The 17,112-nt window shown below is 63.0% G+C and carries 17 protein-coding genes; 11 read left to right on the top strand and 6 right to left on the bottom strand.

The genetic code is table 11. The features are described from left to right. Positions 1–80: 80 nt before the first annotated feature. The 8 genes from rpmH (at position 81) to E3T29_RS06595 (ending at position 5,228) form a co-directional block, all read left to right on the top strand. Positions 81–218, top strand: coding sequence for a 50S ribosomal protein L34 (gene rpmH / locus E3T29_RS06630; RefSeq protein ID WP_010204566.1), 138 nt, complete (start codon positions 81–83; stop codon positions 216–218). 40 nt (positions 219–258) lie between these two features. Continuing rightward, entirely contained in the window at positions 259–636 is a 378-nt protein-coding gene (rnpA, locus tag E3T29_RS06625; RefSeq protein ID WP_134344754.1) for a ribonuclease P protein component, read from the top strand. Beyond that, positions 633–944 carry a membrane protein insertion efficiency factor YidD gene (gene yidD / locus E3T29_RS06620; protein WP_134344753.1) on the top strand — a complete coding sequence of 104 codons (312 nt, stop codon included), beginning with the start codon at positions 633–635 and terminating at the stop codon, positions 942–944. The genes rnpA and yidD overlap by 4 nt, the downstream gene beginning before the upstream one ends. Positions 945–952: 8 nt before the next feature. Further along, positions 953–1,936, top strand: a complete 984-nt coding sequence (gene yidC, locus E3T29_RS06615) for a membrane protein insertase YidC (protein WP_134344752.1) — start codon at positions 953–955, stop codon at positions 1,934–1,936. 137 nt (positions 1,937–2,073) lie between these two features. Next, positions 2,074–2,556: a R3H domain-containing nucleic acid-binding protein gene (locus tag E3T29_RS06610; protein WP_134344995.1), complete on the top strand. Its 483-nt coding sequence runs from the start codon at positions 2,074–2,076 to the stop codon at positions 2,554–2,556. A gap of 11 nt (positions 2,557–2,567) precedes the next feature. Further along, positions 2,568–3,248: a 16S rRNA (guanine(527)-N(7))-methyltransferase RsmG gene (gene rsmG / locus E3T29_RS06605; RefSeq protein WP_166789812.1), complete on the top strand. Its 681-nt coding sequence runs from the start codon at positions 2,568–2,570 to the stop codon at positions 3,246–3,248. A gap of 76 nt (positions 3,249–3,324) precedes the next feature. Then, entirely contained in the window at positions 3,325–4,278 is a 954-nt protein-coding gene (locus E3T29_RS06600; RefSeq protein WP_134344751.1) for a ParA family protein, read from the top strand. Continuing rightward, complete coding sequence (locus tag E3T29_RS06595) at positions 4,278–5,228, top strand: ParB/RepB/Spo0J family partition protein (protein ID WP_134344750.1); 951 nt, start codon at positions 4,278–4,280, stop codon at positions 5,226–5,228. Before E3T29_RS06600 ends, E3T29_RS06595 begins: the two co-directional genes overlap by 1 nt. Positions 5,229–5,971: 743 nt before the next feature. Here the strand turns inward: E3T29_RS06595 and E3T29_RS06590 are convergent. From E3T29_RS06590 to E3T29_RS06565, 6 genes are all read right to left on the bottom strand, one after another. Then, positions 5,972–6,928 carry a D-alanine--D-alanine ligase gene (locus E3T29_RS06590; protein WP_134344749.1) on the bottom strand — a complete coding sequence of 319 codons (957 nt, stop codon included), beginning with the start codon at positions 6,926–6,928 and terminating at the stop codon, positions 5,972–5,974. Positions 6,929–6,970: 42 nt separating this feature from the next. Further along, a complete protein-coding gene (locus tag E3T29_RS06585) occupies positions 6,971–8,302 on the bottom strand; it encodes a PLP-dependent aminotransferase family protein (RefSeq protein WP_241987679.1) in 1,332 nt (443 codons plus the stop codon). Between the two features lie 146 nt (positions 8,303–8,448). Further along, the gene (gene trxA / locus E3T29_RS06580; RefSeq protein ID WP_092338350.1) at positions 8,449–8,772 is read right to left on the bottom strand and encodes a thioredoxin; all 324 of its coding nucleotides are present in this window, start codon (positions 8,770–8,772) and stop codon (positions 8,449–8,451) included. A 53-nt stretch (positions 8,773–8,825) separates the two neighbouring features. Then, complete coding sequence (gene trxB / locus E3T29_RS06575; protein ID WP_092338349.1) at positions 8,826–9,788, bottom strand: thioredoxin-disulfide reductase; 963 nt, start codon at positions 9,786–9,788, stop codon at positions 8,826–8,828. A gap of 179 nt (positions 9,789–9,967) precedes the next feature. Next, positions 9,968–11,596, bottom strand: a complete 1,629-nt coding sequence (gene murJ / locus E3T29_RS06570; RefSeq protein ID WP_104129824.1) for a murein biosynthesis integral membrane protein MurJ — start codon at positions 11,594–11,596, stop codon at positions 9,968–9,970. Then, on the bottom strand, positions 11,589–13,907 hold the full coding sequence (locus tag E3T29_RS06565) for a DUF6049 family protein (RefSeq protein ID WP_134344747.1): 2,319 nt from the start codon (positions 13,905–13,907) through the stop codon (positions 11,589–11,591). Before E3T29_RS06565 ends, murJ begins: the two co-directional genes overlap by 8 nt. Positions 13,908–13,988: 81 nt before the next feature. Here E3T29_RS06565 and E3T29_RS06560 point away from each other — a divergent pair, with 81 nt between their 5' ends. The 3 genes from E3T29_RS06560 (at position 13,989) to E3T29_RS06550 (ending at position 17,107) form a co-directional block, all read left to right on the top strand. After that, a complete protein-coding gene (locus tag E3T29_RS06560) occupies positions 13,989–15,419 on the top strand; it encodes a CCA tRNA nucleotidyltransferase (protein ID WP_134344993.1) in 1,431 nt (476 codons plus the stop codon). A gap of 64 nt (positions 15,420–15,483) precedes the next feature. Further along, entirely contained in the window at positions 15,484–16,290 is an 807-nt protein-coding gene (locus tag E3T29_RS06555) for a carbohydrate ABC transporter permease (RefSeq protein WP_370449122.1), read from the top strand. Then, on the top strand, positions 16,277–17,107 hold the full coding sequence (locus E3T29_RS06550; RefSeq protein WP_134344745.1) for a carbohydrate ABC transporter permease: 831 nt from the start codon (positions 16,277–16,279) through the stop codon (positions 17,105–17,107). Before E3T29_RS06555 ends, E3T29_RS06550 begins: the two co-directional genes overlap by 14 nt. The last annotated feature ends 5 nt before the right edge of the window (positions 17,108–17,112 follow it).

Raw genomic sequence — 17,112 nt, 5'->3', positions numbered from 1 at the left:
GCTTCTAACTTCTGTGCGCGCTGCTGTTTAGGCCGAGGGGAATTTGGCCAGCGGTGATTCAAATACGTGGAGATTGAACTATGAGCAAGAGAACCTTCCAGCCGAACAACCGTCGTCGCGCCAAGGTGCACGGCTTCCGTCTGCGCATGCGCACCCGTGCGGGCCGCGCCATCCTTGGTGCTCGCCGTCGCAAGGGTCGCACCGAACTCTCCGCGTAGGCCAGAGTCTGCCTAGGTTCGTTGTGGTCGCCGGATTCTCGTGCTCGCTCACGTAAATCGCATCACGAGCGGCAGCGACTATCAAGGCGTCGTTCGGCGCGGTATGCGGATCGTTGGTGCGCACACCGTTCTCTATGTACGAAAGAGCGCTGAGGTTCCTTCGGGTGCCGCTGGCGTTCCGGTACGGTTCGGCTTCATTGTCGCAAGGAATGTGGGTGACGCCGTGAGGCGCAATCTCGTTCGCCGCCGCCTCAAGGCGGTTACGTACGAACTGCTCTCCCTGGTTCCGCCAGGAACGGATGTCGTCATCCGCGCTTTGCCGACGGCGCAAGGTGCGGCGTGGCAGACGCTGTACGAAGAAGTCCAACGCTCGCTTGCTCGCCCGCTCCCGGCGCGGAAGGGCAGTCCGGGGCGATGAACTCGATACTCGCGACGATCATCCTGATACCCCGCAATGTGGGTGTCGTAATTCTTCGCGTATATCGCGCTGTAATCTCTCCGCTGTATGGAGATGTGTGCCGGTTTTACCCGTCTTGTTCGGCCTACGCACTGGGAGCCGTTCAGGAACACGGACTAGCGTGGGGTTCGGCTCTCACTGCGCGCAGACTGAGCCATTGTCATCCGTGGTCAGAAGGCGGCATTGATGATGTACCGCTCAAGAGCAAACGTCGCTACCGCGTGACGAAGTTCGGTTTTGTTGTCGCACCTAGCCACGGAAAGGGCTAACCCACAGTATGGACCTCATAGGTACGATCCTCTGGCCTCTGAAATGGGTGGTCGAGCTGCTGCTCGTGGCCTTCCACTGGCTCTTTTCGCAGATGGGAATCGCGGGACTGGGCTACGACGACGGTCTCACTTGGGTGTTGTCCATCGTCGGCCTCGTTCTGGTCGTGCGGGCCGCCCTCATTCCCATCTTCGTGCGGCAGATCAAGAGCCAACGCAAGATGCTCGAGGTTGCCCCACAGCTCAAGAAGATCCAGGACAAGTACAAGGGCAAGAAGGACCAGTTCTCGCGTGAGGCAATGTCCCGCGAGACCATGGCCATGTACAAGAAGACGGGTACCAACCCGCTGAGTTCCTGCCTGCCGCTGCTGTTGCAGATGCCGATTTTCTTCGCCCTGTTCTCGGTGCTGAACGACGCCCAGCGCTCCAACGCCGGTGTCGGGCCGCTCAATCAGAGCCTCGCCGAAAGTTTCGGAAACGCGACCCTGTTCGGCAACGCTCCTCTGCACGACACGTTCGCCTCACAGTGGTCGCTGTGGACCTCGGGCCAGCCGTTCAACGTCACCGTTATGATCATCGCTGCCACCATGGTTGTGCTCATGACCGCGTCGCAGTTCATCACTCAGCTGCAGATCGTCTCCAAGAACATGTCGCCGGAGACCAAGGCGAGCCCCATGTTCAAGCAGCAGCGCATCATGCTTTACCTGCTCCCTCTGGTCTTCGCCTTCTCCGGTGTCGCCTTCCCGCTCGGTGTCATGTTCTACTGGCTGACCTCGAACTTCTGGACCATGATCCAGCAGTTCCTGGTCATCCGAAACATGCCGACGCCAGGCAGTGAAGCCGCCAAGGCCCGCGAAGAGCGTTTGGCACGGAAGGGCAAGCTCATCGCGACGGATGGTGACATCATTGTCGTGGAAGAACCCGCCAAACCCGTGCAGCGCCAGCAACCGGTCGGTAAGGCCCGCGCCAAGAAGCAAACCGGCCCGAAAAAGTAGTGGAGAACACCGTGACGGACAAGACCGGCCTCACTGAGGTAGACACTGTCGCCAGCGCTGCTGTCGCCAGCAGCGCCGTTCCTACTGCCCCCGCCACACCAGCGGATGCCTCCCCCACGTCGCCCGAGACGGGTAGCCTGGCCGAGGCCCCCCTCACGACCGATCAGCTCGAGCGCGAGGGTGACATCGCCGCGGACTACATCGAGGAATTCCTCGATATCTGCGACCTCGATGGTGACATCGACATTGATGCCCGCAACGGTCGGGCTTACCTGTCAGTCAAGGCCTCGGATGCGGACAACCTGCGCGTGCTCTCCAAGCCGGAAACGGTCAACGCCCTGCAGGAACTGACGCGTCTTGCCGTACAGAGCAAGACGGGTTCATTCTCGCGTTTGATCCTGGATATCGGTGGATCCCGCGAGGTGCGCGAAGTTGAACTCGCCACCCTCGTGGCGCGTGCTATTGCGCGCATAGAAGGCGGCGCGACCGAAGCCGACCTGCCTGCTATGTCATCCTACGAGCGCAAACTCGTGCACGACATCGTTGCCGCCAGTGGTGGCTACCGGTCCGAGTCCTCGGGCGAGGGTCGCGACCGCCACACCGTCATCACCGCAGCGTAGTCTCGTTGGTCATGTCGCAATCTGTCACGCCGGAGCCGATCGATGCCGTACCTGGCACCACCGAGATCGTCGAGCTCGAAGCTGAGCCAGCCGCTGCGGCCGATCTTTTTGGTCTCCAGATCGATGTGATTCGTGCGTTCACTAGTAATTTGGCTGATCAGGGCGAAATACTGGGTCTGATTGGGCCGTTGGAACTCCCCCGCCTCTGGTCGCGCCATATTCTTAATTGCGCAATTGTGGCGCCACTATTGCGTCCAGGTCTCGTGGGCGACGTCGGGTCAGGCGCGGGCCTACCCGGTCTGGTTCTGGCCATCGCGCGACCCGATGTGAACTTCGTGCTGATCGAGCCGATGGAACGTCGGGTGGCTTGGTTGAATGACCAGGTAGCAGCCCTGCACTTGACGAACGTGACCGTTGTGCGGGCGCGTGCCGAAGAGGCGCGGCTCGCGGATCCGCTCGATCAGGTTACCGCACGCGCCGTCAGTGCCTTCAGTAAGCTCATTCCCCTGACAGCGCCCTTGCTGCGCACCGGCGGTGAGCTCATCCTCATGAAGGGTGAGGGAGCAGAGCGTGAGGTTGCCGCCGCTGCAAAGACCATTCGCAAGTATCGTCTGCGCAATGTTGAGGTCATTACCCTCGGCGCGGGCGTGCTGCCGGAGGTAACCCGGGTCATCCGGGCTACAGTGGACTAGTCCCGAGTGTCGCCAAATTTGGTGTTCGGGAGTCCCTTTCGGGTGGCTCATCAACCGTCGAGCGTAAAGGTTTCACGTGAAACATCCTGCTGAAGATCAGCGCACCGGTAAGGCGGCGGGGTTCGACGGTACAACGCCGCTCGCCCGCGAAATCGCTGAGCTGACGCGACGGCGCCAGGTCATCGCGGCCGGCGAACTGCCCAAACCCGAGAAGACCCGGGTGTTGACGATCTCCAACCAGAAGGGCGGGGTCGGTAAGACCACGACCGCCGTCAATCTGGCTGCTGCACTCGCGCGGCAGGGTGCTCGCGTTTTGGTCATCGACCTGGACCCGCAGGGGAATGCGTCAACCGCCCTCGGCGTGGAGCACCGTGCCGAGACGCCGAGTGTGTACGACGTCATCATCAACGACATGCCCATGGACGAGGTCGTGCAGAAGAGCCCCGAGTTCGGCGCCCTGTTCTGTGTACCAGCCACGATTCACCTGGCCGGGGCTGAGATCGAACTGGTTTCACTCGTCGCCCGCGAGCAGCGCCTACGCCGCGCGCTTGATCTCTACCTCGCCGAGATGACTGAACCCTACGACTACGTCTTCATTGATTGCCCGCCCTCGCTCGGGCTGCTGACCATCAATGCCTTTGTGGCCGCCCGCGAGGTTCTCATTCCCATCCAGTGCGAGTACTACGCGCTCGAAGGACTCAGCCAGCTGCTCAAAAACATCGCTCTGATTGAGAAGCATCTCAACCCCGACCTGGTCGTTTCGACCATTCTGCTGACCATGTATGACAGCCGCACCAATCTGGCGACCCAGGTTGCCCAGGAAGTGCGCGATCACTTTCCAAAAGAGGTCTTGAATACCGCGATTCCGCGCTCTGTACGCGTTTCTGAGGCCCCGAGCTACGGTCAGAGCGTCGTCAGCTACGACCTCAACTCCGCAGGATCGCTCTCCTACCTCGAAGCAGCAGCAGAAATGGCCCATCGAGGTGCTCCCCGAACCGAAGATAAGCCCCAAATGAAAGATAAGCACTAATGGCGAAAAGAACCGGCCTCGGCCGCGGTATCGGCGCACTCATCCCGGTGCAGGACGACGCGTCGGCTCCCCGGCCGGTTGACGTCTTTTTCCCGCGTAGTGTTTCACGTGAAACGGATGACTCCCCCGAGCTCGTTCCCGTTCCCGGAGCGCGTCTGGCCCACCTGAACCCGCAGGACATCGTACCCAACCGCGCCCAGCCGCGCACTATTTTCGACGAGGATGACCTCGCTGAACTCGTGCACAGCATTCGCGAAGTCGGAGTGCTGCAACCGATCGTTGTGCGGCCATTATCGGATGAGCCGGGCAAGTACGAACTCGTCATGGGCGAGCGTCGTCTTCGCGCGACCAAGGAGGTTGGGCTCGACAGCATTCCAGCTGTCGTTCGAGAGACCGCCGATGTCGATATGCTGCGCGACGCGCTGCTGGAAAACCTACACCGCGCCCAGCTGAATCCGCTCGAAGAGGCATCCGCTTACCAGCAGCTGCTCGCTGACTTCGATATCACACAGGAAGAATTGGCGACCAGAATTGGTCGATCGCGGCCGCAGATCACCAACACCCTGCGTCTGCTGAAGCTACCGGAACCGGTGCAGCTGCGAGTTGCGGCCGGCGTGCTCTCGGCTGGCCATGCGCGGGCGATTTTGTCAGTGGGTGACCTGGCTGGCATGCTTCGCTTGGCCGACAAGATCGTCGAAGAGGAGCTCTCGGTGCGGGCGGCCGAGGCCGCGGCGACATCCGTGCCAAGACTGATTAAGGCTAAACCACTTCCTGGTCGACGCCAGGGGCACCTCGATGAAATCGCTGAGCACCTCGGAGAACGACTCGACACGCGCGTCAAAATCAATCTTGGGGCTAGAAAAGGCCAGATCACAGTTGATTTCGCCACAATTGGCGATCTTAACCGCATTCTTACCGTTCTCGGCGAACCGGCCTTTAGCGCGAGCTAGTTCATCCTCCGGTGGTCAGTTTCACGTGAAACATGGCGCACTCCGGGGCATTTTTCGCTGTGAACCGCCCCACGGTTCAGGGCGAACCATTTACTGCGGTCCGTGGCTTGGTTGATGTCCTCGATGGCGCTTGCACCGGCGCGGCGGGCGTCGACGGGTCATTCGCTCCCTACTCAGGCATCGAGGCCTTTCAGGGGCCTCTCGCGAAAAGCGTGCGCGAGTCCCCTGAAAGACCTCGAAACTCGCAACTTGCGCGAAAAACCCGTCGCCCCTATGTGGCTGAAATCACTCTGCCCACACTGTGGGCAGAGCTTGTCGAGACGTCCATCGCCCTACCGATGGGCTGGTTTGCGGGGGTCTTGTCGCGATGTTTCACGTGAAACAGTATCCCGTGGCCGTATGAATTGCCCACCCAGTGGCCGCCGAGCTCGTCGAGACCGCAATCGCCCTCCCGCTGGCTGGTTTGCGGGGGTCTTGTCGCTATGTTTCACGTGAAACGGCCACGGACGGTCGGTCGGGCTCGTCCAGACCGTAATTGCCGTCCAGCGAGCAATTTGCGGGAGATGCAACGGAGTGTTTCACGTGAAACAGTATTCCGTGGCCGTATGCATTGCCCACAGGCCGCCAGTCGAGCTCGTCGAGACCGCAGTCGCCCTCCCGCTGGCTGGCCTGCGGGAGTATTGTCGTGGTGTTTCACGTGAAACAACGCTGAGGCCGCGCAGGTTTCACGTGAAACGTAAGGCCTACTGGCCCGTCAGGGCGTTTGCGGCCAGGGCGGAATAGGTGGAACCCAGGGTCTGGTTGGTGGCCTCGATCGCCTGCGGCACCAGTGACGTTTCCGTCAGACCAGGAAGCACGTTGGCCTCCAGGAACCAGGCGGTACCGGTGGCATCGACAATGAGGTCGATACGGCTCAGGTGGCGGAGGCCCAGCAGTGTGTGAATGGCGACTGCGGTTGCGGAGACCGCCGCCGAGGCGTCGTCGGAAAGGCGAGCCGGTGTGTAGAAGTCTGTCTCGCCGGCGTTGTACCGTGCCTCGAAACTGTAGACGCCGTCAACGGGCACGATTTCAACGATCGGCAGAGCTGTGGGGCCGGTCCCGGTGTCAATTACCGCCACAGTAACCTCAACGCCGTCAATATAGGCCTCAACGAGGGCGGTGTTGGCGTAGGTGTACGCGTCGACCATGGCGCGGGGCAGGTTCGCTGCGGTGCGCACGATTGTGACGCCCTGAGAGGAACCGCCCTGAGCTGGTTTAACGACCAGGGGCAGGCCGATTGCGCCGATCAGGTGCTCAAGTACGCTCGTGGCCCCGAGGTCCCGAAATGTTTCGGTGGAGAGGGCGATAGCCGGGGGAGTGGCAAAACCAGCTCGGCGCACGAGCTCCTTGGCCGTGCCCTTGTTCCAGGCCAGGGCGGCGGCGGGCCCAGTTGAGCCGAGAAACGGGATGCCGGTGGTCTCCAGCAGGGAGAGCAGGGCGCCATCTTCTCCGGTAGCTCCGTGCAGGGTGGGCCAGATCAAGTCGGGGGCTTGTTCGGTGAGAGTGGTCAGGAGGTTGGCTCCGGGATCGATCACGGTGACCGTGTGGCCCCCGCCCGTGAGGGCATCCGCTACCCGTCGCCCCGAGCGCAGTGAAACATCACGTTCGTGGGAGATTCCGCCGGCCAGAATAACGATATTAAGGGAGTTGAATTCGCTCATGATCAGGTTTTTCCCTAGCTTGGTGTGGGTGAACGTGGATATCTAGGAGACGTTGGCCGGTGGACCGGCATAGCGCTGATTTCTGGCGCCGGGCCGGTCGGGCGCGGCGCCCAGTGCACCGGTGCCGGCGAAGGTGTCGAGCAGATCAAGCTCGCCGCGAATGACCGTGGCCAGGCGACGGATGCCGACTCTGATGCTCTCCGGCGTTGGATAGCAGAAGGCCAAACGCATGTTTTGGCGCCCGTCACCGTCGGCATAGAACGCGGTCCCGGGCGTGTACGCTACCAGTTCCTTGACCGCGCGGGGCAGCATGGCCTTGGAATCGAGCTGTTCGGGCAGGGTGACCCAGACATAGAATCCGCCGGTGGGGTTGGTCCAGGTCAAATCGGGGAGGTACTCCTCGAGGGCGGCGAGCATAGCGTTCTTGCGCTCGTGATAGACACCGCGGAAGGTGTTGATCTGCCCCTTCCAGTCGGCGGTGGAGAGGTATTCCGAGATCACCATCTGGGTGAAGGAGCTGGGGGAGAGCACGGCAGCTTCGTTGGCGAGCACGAGTTTCTCGCGGATCGCGTGCGGGGCGAGAGCCCAGCCAACCCGAAAGCCGGGAGCCAGGGTCTTGGAGAAGGTTCCCAGGTAGACGACACCGTCGCGCTCGAGTGAGCGAATGGCATCCGGTGCTTGCTTGTCAAAGTAGAGCAGTCCGTAGGGGTTGTCCTCGAGCACGAGAATATTGTTCGAACGGCAGATCTCGAGAATCTCCATGCGGCGTGTCCAGCTGAGGGTGATGCCGGCCGGATTGTGAAAACTGGGGATCGTGTAGAGGAATTTGATGGTGCGCCCGGCTGCCTTGAGGGCGGCGATGTGCTCGATCAGCGCGGCCGGGATCAGGCCGTTCTCGTCCATCGGTACATGGTCGACCTCGGCCTGGTACGACTTGAAGATCACCATGGCGGTGACATAGCTGGGGCCTTCGGAGATGACGACATCTCCGGGGTTGAGGAACAACTTACTGACCAGTTCCAGGGCGTGCTGCGAACCGGTGGTAACAACCACGTCATCGGCATTGGCTTTGATGCCCTCGAGTGCCATGACATCGAGAATTTGCTCGCGCAGCAAGGGAACTCCCTGACCAGAGCCATATTGCAGTGCGGTAGCGCCCTTCTCGCGCATGACGCGCTCCATGGCATTGATCACGAGGTCCTGGGGCAGGGCCGCAACGTAGGGCATACCGCCGGCGAGGGAGACGACTTCGGGGCGGGAGGCCACGGCGAAGAGCGCGCGTACCTCGGAGGCCTTAAGGCCGGCGGCGCGATCGGCGTAGTGGTGGTACCACGGGTCGAGGTTGTTGCCGCCCTGCACAGTACTTGTCTGCACAGGCCCGGACTGCTTGTTATCGGCAGTGGAGCCTTGAATTGTCACGTCACCTATCCGTTCTGCTGTCGTCTTCATCGTATGGGGTGACCGCGGGCACCAAAAAACCCGCCCGGTTGAAGCCGGGCGGGTTTTCTAGGTTGAGTCGGTTAGACGAGGTAGTCGGCCAGGTCCTTCTCGAGCTGCGGCTTCGGCTTGGCGCCGATGACGGTCTTGACGACCTCGCCCTTCTGGAAGACCTTCATCGCCGGGATGGAGGTGATCTGGTACTTGGCGGCCAGAGCGGGGTGCTCATCGACGTTGAGCTTGACGATGTCGAGCTTGTCGGCGTTTTCGGCCGCGATCTGGTCGAGAATGGGGCTGACGGCGCGGCAGGGGCCACACCACTCGGCCCAGAAGTCCACCAGAACGGTCTTCTCGTTGTTGATGACTTCCTGTTCGAAGTTGGCCTCTGTTACGGCGCGTGCAGTCATGTGTGTCTCCTTCTTGGGTAACTTAGTACTGGTAAACTTAGGTCTTAGTAAAATCAGACGAGTTCGGGTTCACTGGCCGAGGCCAGCAGGTCCTGGGGAAGAGTGCTGAGGTAGTGCTCTGCATCGAGGGCGGCCGCGCAGCCGGAGCCGGCAGCCGTGATGGCCTGGCGGTAGCTGGAGTCGATCACGTCACCGGCCGCGAAGACACCGGCCTGGCTGGTCAGGGATGACCGGCCCGCGACGGCAATGGTGCCCTCGGGGGTGAGGTCGAGCTGCTTGTGCACGAGGTGCGTGCGCGGGTCGTTGCCGATCGCCACGAACACGCCGCCGACCGGAAGGCTGCTCTCGGTGCCGGAGACGGTGTCGCGCAGGGTCAGACCATCGACGGCCTCGGTGCCGGTGATACCGACGACTTCGGAGTTCCAAGTGAACTCGATCTTGTCGTTGGCGAAAGCACGTTCCTGCATGATCTTGGAGGCGCGCAGTTCACCCTTGCGGTGAATAACGTGCACCTTCGAGGCGAATCGGGTGAGGAAGGTGGCTTCCTCCATGGCGGAGTCACCGCCACCGATGACGGCGATTTCCTTGCCCTTGAAGAAGAAACCGTCGCAGGTGGCACACCAAGAGACACCGCGGCCGGAGAGACGTTCTTCGTCGTTGAGGCCGAGCTTGCGGTAGGCGGAACCGGTGGCAAAAATAACCGTGAGTGCCTGCTCCACGTCACCATTACCGAGGGCGACCGTCTTGATCGGGCCGGACAGGTCGACCGATTCGACGTCGTCGTAGACGACCTCGGTGCCAAAGCGCTCTGCCTGCTCCTGCATCTTGGTCATCAGATCGGGTCCCTGGACGCCCTCCGGAAAGCCGGGAAAGTTCTCAACGTCGGTCGTGTTCATCAACTCACCGCCAGCCTCCACCGAACTGGCAATCAGAAGCGGTTTGAGGTTGGCCCGCGCGGCGTAGATTGCCGCGGTATAGCCGGCCGGTCCGGAACCGATGATGATGATCTGACGCACGCGCACACTCCTTGCAGTGGTGGGAAAGCCGGGCAATATCCCGCCTCACGTTTCGATACAACACATCCTAATCCGATGCTATTCCGCGGCCTCCCAGCAAGAGCCGCCGGTACCCAGCCACCGCCAGCGAAGCGCACCACTCACAGGGGCGCTGAGCCGCGTGTCAGGCCGGGAACGCGTTAGCGGCCGAAGCGGCGTTGCAGGGGCGCCAGAAAGGCCGTGAGCTCGCCGCTGCGCATGACCAGGAGCAGTCCGAAGTAGGCCGCGGACATGACGACCCCGATCAACACCATGGAGACCATGGCCGTGAGCCTGGAGGACACGGCGAATCCGCCGTCGACATTGCCACCCAGGAGGGTCGTGAGGGTCAGGCCGGCAGCCACTGGAATGATCACAGCGACCAGATATTTCACGAGACTGCGCAGAATGCGTCGTCCGTCGATACCGTGCATTCGGCGGCGCAGGAGAATGGCGGCCAAGATTGCCTGCAGCGTACCGGTCACCGTGATCGACGCGGCGATGCCAACGGCGATCCATTCCGTGGGCAGCCACGCGCAGGCCAGCACGGCGCAAATCAGCAGAACGACCTGGAACAGGGTGAAAAAGAACGGTGTACGCGTGTCACCGAGGGCGTAGAAGGTGCGCTGCAGAACGAACAACACGCAGAATGGCACCAGTCCCAGAATGAACGCGATGATGACGTTGCCGATCGACTGCACCTGGTCGAACGGTGTCACGAAGATCGCCGCAAACGGGTAAGCGCAGACCGCGATGACGGCCGCGGCGAGCACAATCACGAGCGACGTTCCCCGAATCGCGCTCGAGGCATCCGTTCGCACCAGTGACCAGCTTCCGAGTGCGGCATGTTCGCTCATGCGGGTGAAGTACGCCGTCGCGACCGACACCGTGATCACGGAGTGCGGCAGCATGAAAATTAGCCAGGCGGTGGCGAGAACAGCAACGGATGCCTCACCGTGTGCGAGCGTCACGACCTGCGTTTCGACAATGCCCGCGAAAGTCGTGAGCAGAAGCATCCCGAAGGTCCAGCTCGCCATTTTGCCGGCGGCACCGAGACCCACGCCGCGAAAATGGAAATCCGGGCGGTAGTGCAATCCGATGCGGCGCCAGAAGTAGAACAGCACGACGGCCTGGGTGATCACGCCGAGGGTGGCACTGCCGCCCAGTACGGCGACCATGGCCGACGTGATCTCGGCGGCCGATCGAGCACCGAACGGGTCAGGGCTGAACAGCGTCGCGAAAACGATCAGGCCGATAATGGCCACCAGGTTGTTGAGCACTGGCACCCAGGTGAACGGTCCGAAAGATTTGCGGGCGTTGAGCACTTCGCCCAGCAGGGTGTACAGCCCGTAGAAGAACATTTGCGGAAGGCACCAGTAAGCAAATGCCACGGCCAGTGCCTTCTCGTTCTGGGGGAGGTTCAAGCCGATGAACCCGGTGATGGTCGGGGCCAACAGGGTAGCGATGAGGGTCGTCGCAAACAGCACGACCAGGGCGAGGGTGAGCAGCTTGTTGATGTACGCCGTGCCACCGTCGGCGTGGAGGCTGGCTCGAACGATTTGCGGAACCAGAACGGCGGTCAGGATTCCGCCGGCCACGATCACATAGATGGTGTTCGGCAGCTGATTGGCGATCGCGAACGTGTCGGCCGCGGCACCGAACTGGCCGATGATGGCGGCCAAAACGATGACCTTCACGAAGCCGAGAATGCGCGACACGATCGTGCCGGAGGCCAAGAACGCACTGGCCCGGCCGATACCTCCACTGCCGCTGGGAGCCGGGTCAGGCATCGGGCACCGCCGTGGGTAACACCGTCTCTTCACTGACAGCGGATGCCTCGGCCGATTTCTCGCGGCGTCGGCGCACGATGTTGCGCCAGATACCAAAACCGAAGAAGCCGACGACGAGAATGGCGAAGATACTCGCGCCAACACCTTCCCAGTCGGCGCGCACGCTGACATCGATCGGAGCCGGCTGGCCGAGCGGGGTGCCATTCAGGGTGAACAGGGTGACCCGCAGGACGACATCGCCGTTACCGACAGCGGCGCTGAGGGGTACGGAGACGGCCTGCGCGGAGTTCGGCTGAATGGTCGTCTCGAGGGTTTCACCGACCACGAGTCGCCCGTTGGACGGCACGATCTCGGTGCGCACGGTGACGGCCTGGTCCAGGGCGTTGTTGAGCGTTATACGCAGGTCGACCTTGCTGCCCACCACAATGATCGGCCCGCGGGTGGTCACGGTCACGGCGTGGATCAGGTCGAAGGAGGCAGCGAGGTTCGCCCGCACCTGGTCAGCCCAGGCCTCAGTCTGCGAGGCCCAGGTTGTGTCCAGAAGGGTCAGCAAATCCAATCGCGCCGGCGCGGTGAACGCCAGCGGATCGGCCAGAATGGTCGCGAATTCGGCGATTGCCGCCTCGCGCTGCAACAGCGATCGGGCGAGCGTGACCCGGTTAGTGTCAATGGCCTGGTCCCGAAAAGTCACCGTAGTGCCCGGGGCGGAATCCAGGGCAGCCTGCAGCGGGGCCGCGTTCGACCAGGTCGTCGAATCGAGGGCCGCAAGCGTCTGAGCGACCCGGGTCGCGTTTTCCGGACTGCTGCGGTTGAAGGTGACCAACAATGTGCGTGCCGAGTTGGGGTTCTCCGCAGACACGACCGCGAGCAGCGAAGCCGCCTCGGAGACGCTGACCCGCCACTCGTCCTCGGTCGTGGCTTCGGCCGCGGTACGGATGGCGGCCGACAGCGCGGAATCGCTGACCAGACCAAGCCCGCCGGGAAGAGGGAACGCGGTATTCGGCGTGAAGACGTCTGACTGTTCGACGTTCCCGCTGGAGAGGATGGTCGTGGTCAGGCCGCTCGCGGCAAAGACGTCAAGATCGGCGCGCGCAACCTGCCCGGCGACCGGCCAGCCGATAGCGGTGCTCGTGTAGTTCCAGGCCAGCAGGTCGCTGGTCGAGGGGATGACCGTTGCGCCGGGTTCCGGCGTGGGTGTCGGGGTGGGAGTCGGAGACGCGGTGGCTTGGGCCCTGGCTCGTGACGTGACGCTGGGCACATCGGTCGGGTCGGTGGTGTCTTCCGGGAGCGGTGTGGCCGAGGGCACGACGAACAGGCTCGCGTCGATCGCCGACACGAAAGAGGTGGGCGCGAGCAGCGTCGTGGCGCCGGCCTGCGCTTGCAACGCGATGTCGGCATCCGCGTAGCCGAGCGGGAAGATGTCATTGCTCGCACCGGCCAGACGGTCGAGCCAGGCCACGGCCGACGCCGGAGCGGCCGTGCCGAGCACTCGAATCGAGGCGATGATCTGCGGATCTATGGCGATCGTCGCGGTGGGCGCATCAATGGCGACATCCAGTTGGCGCGAGAGCAGACCGACCGAGCTCGTGTACGACTCGAGTGCCTTCGAGGTGATCAGGCCGGTCGCGCTTTCCGGGGTCGTGATCGGCAGAATAGCGGTGAGAGCGACCGGGGTGATCGCGCTGCCCTGGGACCAGACAAACGTGCCGCGGCCCTCAGCTTGAATCACGTCACCCGCAACGAGAATCGCGGCGATCCCACGCGCTCCCCACGCGTTGTCATCGGTCAATCCCACGGCCGCAGCCGGAACCGTGACGCTCAGGTTCGTGCTGGCACCAGCCGGAATACCTTCCGTGGTGGGCACGCTCACCAGCTGGTCGCCGGAATTTGCGTCGTCATCGGGCCGGAGCCAGCTATCGAGTGCCGCCCGGGTGGTCAGCGCGAGCTGCGCGAGGTACACATCGACTCGGCCGATCGGAATGTCGGCGCTGGTGTTGTTGTGCACGGTCACCGTCAGAACCAGGTCCTGGCCAGGTACCAGCTGCGGCGACGTGGTCGGCGCGACCGTGACGCCGACGGTGTCAGCGGGGGTAGTGGCGCTCGCGACGGAGCCGGTCGCCGGGGCCGCCTGAGCCGACGCTAGAACGAAGATCGGTGCAAAAATCAGCGACGCCAGGGTCAGAGCTCCCACCAGAAATGCCGTAATCGGCCCGGGCCGGCGACGACTCATCTCGCGCCGGGCCGGGCGCACGGCGCTGCGCGCGGCAGCCGGGAGCGCGGGCCGATGCGCGGAATCTGACTCGGCCACCATAGGGGGATTCTACGGCGTGTCAGCCTAGAGCCGCCTGCACCGAGTCTGCGTGCCCCCCTGATGGCAACTAATATGGGGCATATGCAGAGCGTCGCGGCAGCCCTCGCACGACTGGGCGACCTGGCTGCCACCCCCACCGTTTCTCGTCTCGCGAACGCATTTGCTGCGGTCGGCCATGAGCTGGCCCTGGTCGGCGGCCCGGTTCGCGATGCGTTCCTGGACCGCCCGCTGCACGACCTTGATTTCACCACGGATGCGACCCCGGATCAGATTCTCGCGCTCGTCAAACCCCTCTCCGAAGCGCAGTGGGACATCGGTCGGGCGTATGGCACGATCGGTGCGAGCCTCGCCGGTGAAACCGTGGAGATCACCACTTATCGGGCGGACAGCTACGACGGCACCACCCGCAAACCCGACGTGGTGTTCGGTACCAGCCTGGAACCCGACCTGCTCCGCCGGGACTTCACCGTCAACGCCATGGCCCTGCGCCTGCCCCAGCTCACGCTCGTCGACCCGGCCGGCGGCATCGATGACCTGCTCGCCGGGCGCCTCCGCACCCCGAGCACTCCGGAGGTGTCCTTCGGTGACGACCCGCTGCGGATGCTGCGCGCGGCTCGGTTCACCGGCCAGCTGGGTTTCACGCTGGATCTGGATACCGCAGTGGCCATGGAGAAGATGCGGGAAAGCATCCGTATCGTGTCGGCCGAACGCATCGGCGACGAACTCTCGAAGCTGTTGGTCTCCAGGGACCCGCGCGCCGGCATCGAGGTACTGATGGAATCGGGCCTGGCCGAGATCGTGCTGCCGGAGATTCCCGGCCTGCGGCTCGAGATCGACGAGCACCACCACCACAAGGACGTCTACCAGCACACGCTCACGGTGCTGGAGCAGGCGATGGGCTACGAGACCTCGCGCGGCAACCTGGAGGCCCCAGACCTGATCGTGCGTCTCGCCGCCCTGCTGCACGACATCGGCAAGCCAGCCACCCGCAAGCTGGAACCCGGCGGCGTCGTGAGTTTCTACCACCACGACGTGGTGGGTGCCAAGCTCGCCAAGAAGCGCCTGCGCGCCCTGCGCTTTGACAACGACACCATCAACGCCGTCGCCCGTCTGATCGAGCTGCACCTGCGATTCTTCGGCTACACGGAGGGCGCCTGGACCGACTCGGCCGTGCGCCGGTACGTGCGCGACGCCGGCGACCAGCTGGAACGGCTGCATATTCTGACCCGCGCCGACGTCACGACCCGCAACCGGCGCAAGGCCGACCGTCTCGGCTTCGCCTACGACGACCTGGAACAGCGCATTGCCGCGCTGAACGAGCAGGAAGAGCTCGGAGCCCTGCGTCCCGACCTTGACGGCGAGCAGATCATAGTGGTGCTCGGCCTGAAGCCAGGCCGCGAGGTGGGAGAGGCCTACCGGTATCTGCTCGAGCAGCGTCTCGATGATGGCCCGCTGGGTGAGGAAGAAGCCACCCGCCGGTTGGTTCAGTGGTGGGCGGAGCGTGCGGAGTAGAGGGAGGCTCCGTCGACGCAGTGCGATCACCGGCTATGCCCTTCTCGCCCCCAGCCTGTTCGGTGTGGTCTGCTTTCTCCTACTCCCGGTGCTGGTCGTGCTCTGGCTCAGCTTTCAGAGCTGGGACCTGATCGGCCCGATCACCTTCGTCGGTCTCGACAACTACCAGTCCGTTCTCAGCGACGGTGTCTTCGGCAATTCCCTGCTGGTCACGCTGATCTTCGTTGCCCTCGTGGTGCCGATTCAAACCCTGATCGGGCTCGGCGCGGCGACCCTGCTCACCCGAGGGCTGCCGGGGTCCGCCTGGTTTCGTACCATCTACGTGCTGCCGTGGATCTGTGCCCCGCTTGCTCTCGGAGTCGTCTGGAAGTGGATTCTCGCGCCGACCGACGGAGCCCTGAACACCCTGCTCGGACAGCGCGTCGAGTGGCTCAGTGACCCGGCGCTCGCTCTGCCGGCCGTGGCCGCCGTGGTGATCTGGACCAACGTCGGCTACGTCACCCTGTTCTTCATGGCCGGGCTCCTCAACATCCCGGGGCAGATTCTCGAGGCCGCCCGCATCGACGGTGCCGGCGCGGTAAAGATGTTCTGGCACATCAAGCTTCCGCTGCTGCGTCCCACCATGTTCTTCGTGCTGGTTACCACCGTCATCTCGGCTTTTCAGGTCTTCGACCAGGTCTACGCGCTCACCCAGGGCGGACCGGCACGATCAACGGATGTCGTAGCGGCGCGCATCTACTACGAAGCTTTCGACGCCTTCGACCTCGGTCGTGCGGCCGTCATGGCGGTCGTTCTGCTGGTCATCCTGGTGGTCATCACCCTCGCCCAGCAGCTCTATTTTCGTCGGAGGGTCACCTATGAAATGGACTAGATTCTCCTCAACCGCCGCCGTCTACCTGGTGCTCGTGCTCGGCGCACTGTTCACCCTCGGGCCGTTCCTGCTGAGTATCCTCACCGCATTCAAGACCCGGGAGCAGTTCGCGCAGCAGTCAGCCCTGAGCTGGCCTGACCCATTCACCCTCGACAATTTTGCGCTGCTGCTGACCGGACCGGCACAATTCGGTCGTGCCATCGTGGTCACGGTCCTGGCGGCGGTTCTGATTCTGGTCGGGCAGCTGATCTGCTCGATTCTCGCCGCGTATGCCTTCGCTCGGGTCGATTTTCCGGGCCGTCAGGTGCTGTTTTGGGTGTACCTGTCGACCCTGATGATCCCACCCGTCGTGCTCGTCGTTCCGCTGTACCTGATGATGACCGAGGCCGGGCTGCGGAACTCGTTCTGGAGTCTCGTGCTGCCGTTCGCGTTTGCTTCCCCCTACGCGATCTTTCTGCTGCGCGAGTACTTTCGCGGAATCCCCCAGGAACTCATTGATGCGGCCCGGCTGGACGGTGCGAACACCCTCGACGTGCTGGTTGAGATCGTCGTGCCCCTGTCGCGTCCGATTATTGCCACGCTGACCCTGATCACGATCGTGAGCCACTGGAACAGTTTCATGTGGCCGCTCGTGGTCACGACCGGAAGTGAATGGCGGGTCGTGACCGTCGCCACAGCGAGCCTGCAGAGCCAGTTCAATGGCAACTGGACCCTCGTCATGGCGGCCACGACGCTCGCCCTAGTGCCGCTGCTCCTGTTGTTTCTCCTGTTTCAGCGCAGCTTTGTGCGGTCGATCACCATCTCGGGATCTGCGTAGGCTGG

Origin of the sequence: Cryobacterium sp. TMT1-66-1, from assembly GCF_004403435.1 — a bacterium.
In the GTDB taxonomy this organism is placed as follows: domain Bacteria; phylum Actinomycetota; class Actinomycetes; order Actinomycetales; family Microbacteriaceae; genus Cryobacterium; species Cryobacterium flavum.
This window is presented reverse-complemented; position numbering and strand designations above follow the sequence as displayed.

Excerpts from the sequence above, each read along its gene's own strand:
- rpmH (WP_010204566.1), top strand. The coding sequence starts at position 81 with ATGAGCAAGAGAACCTTCCAGCCGAACAACCGTCGTCGCGCCAAGGTG.
- yidD (WP_134344753.1), top strand. The coding sequence starts at position 633 with ATGAACTCGATACTCGCGACGATCATCCTGATACCCCGCAATGTGGGT.
- yidC (WP_134344752.1), top strand. The coding sequence starts at position 953 with ATGGACCTCATAGGTACGATCCTCTGGCCTCTGAAATGGGTGGTCGAG.
- rsmG (WP_166789812.1), top strand. The coding sequence starts at position 2,568 with ATGTCGCAATCTGTCACGCCGGAGCCGATCGATGCCGTACCTGGCACC.
- E3T29_RS06595 (WP_134344750.1), top strand. The coding sequence starts at position 4,278 with ATGGCGAAAAGAACCGGCCTCGGCCGCGGTATCGGCGCACTCATCCCG.
- E3T29_RS06590 (WP_134344749.1), bottom strand. The coding sequence starts at position 6,928 with ATGAGCGAATTCAACTCCCTTAATATCGTTATTCTGGCCGGCGGAATC.
- trxA (WP_092338350.1), bottom strand. The coding sequence starts at position 8,772 with ATGACTGCACGCGCCGTAACAGAGGCCAACTTCGAACAGGAAGTCATC.
- murJ (WP_104129824.1), bottom strand. The coding sequence starts at position 11,596 with ATGCCTGACCCGGCTCCCAGCGGCAGTGGAGGTATCGGCCGGGCCAGT.
- E3T29_RS06565 (WP_134344747.1), bottom strand. The coding sequence starts at position 13,907 with ATGGTGGCCGAGTCAGATTCCGCGCATCGGCCCGCGCTCCCGGCTGCC.
- E3T29_RS06560 (WP_134344993.1), top strand. The coding sequence starts at position 13,989 with ATGCAGAGCGTCGCGGCAGCCCTCGCACGACTGGGCGACCTGGCTGCC.
- E3T29_RS06550 (WP_134344745.1), top strand. The coding sequence starts at position 16,277 with ATGAAATGGACTAGATTCTCCTCAACCGCCGCCGTCTACCTGGTGCTC.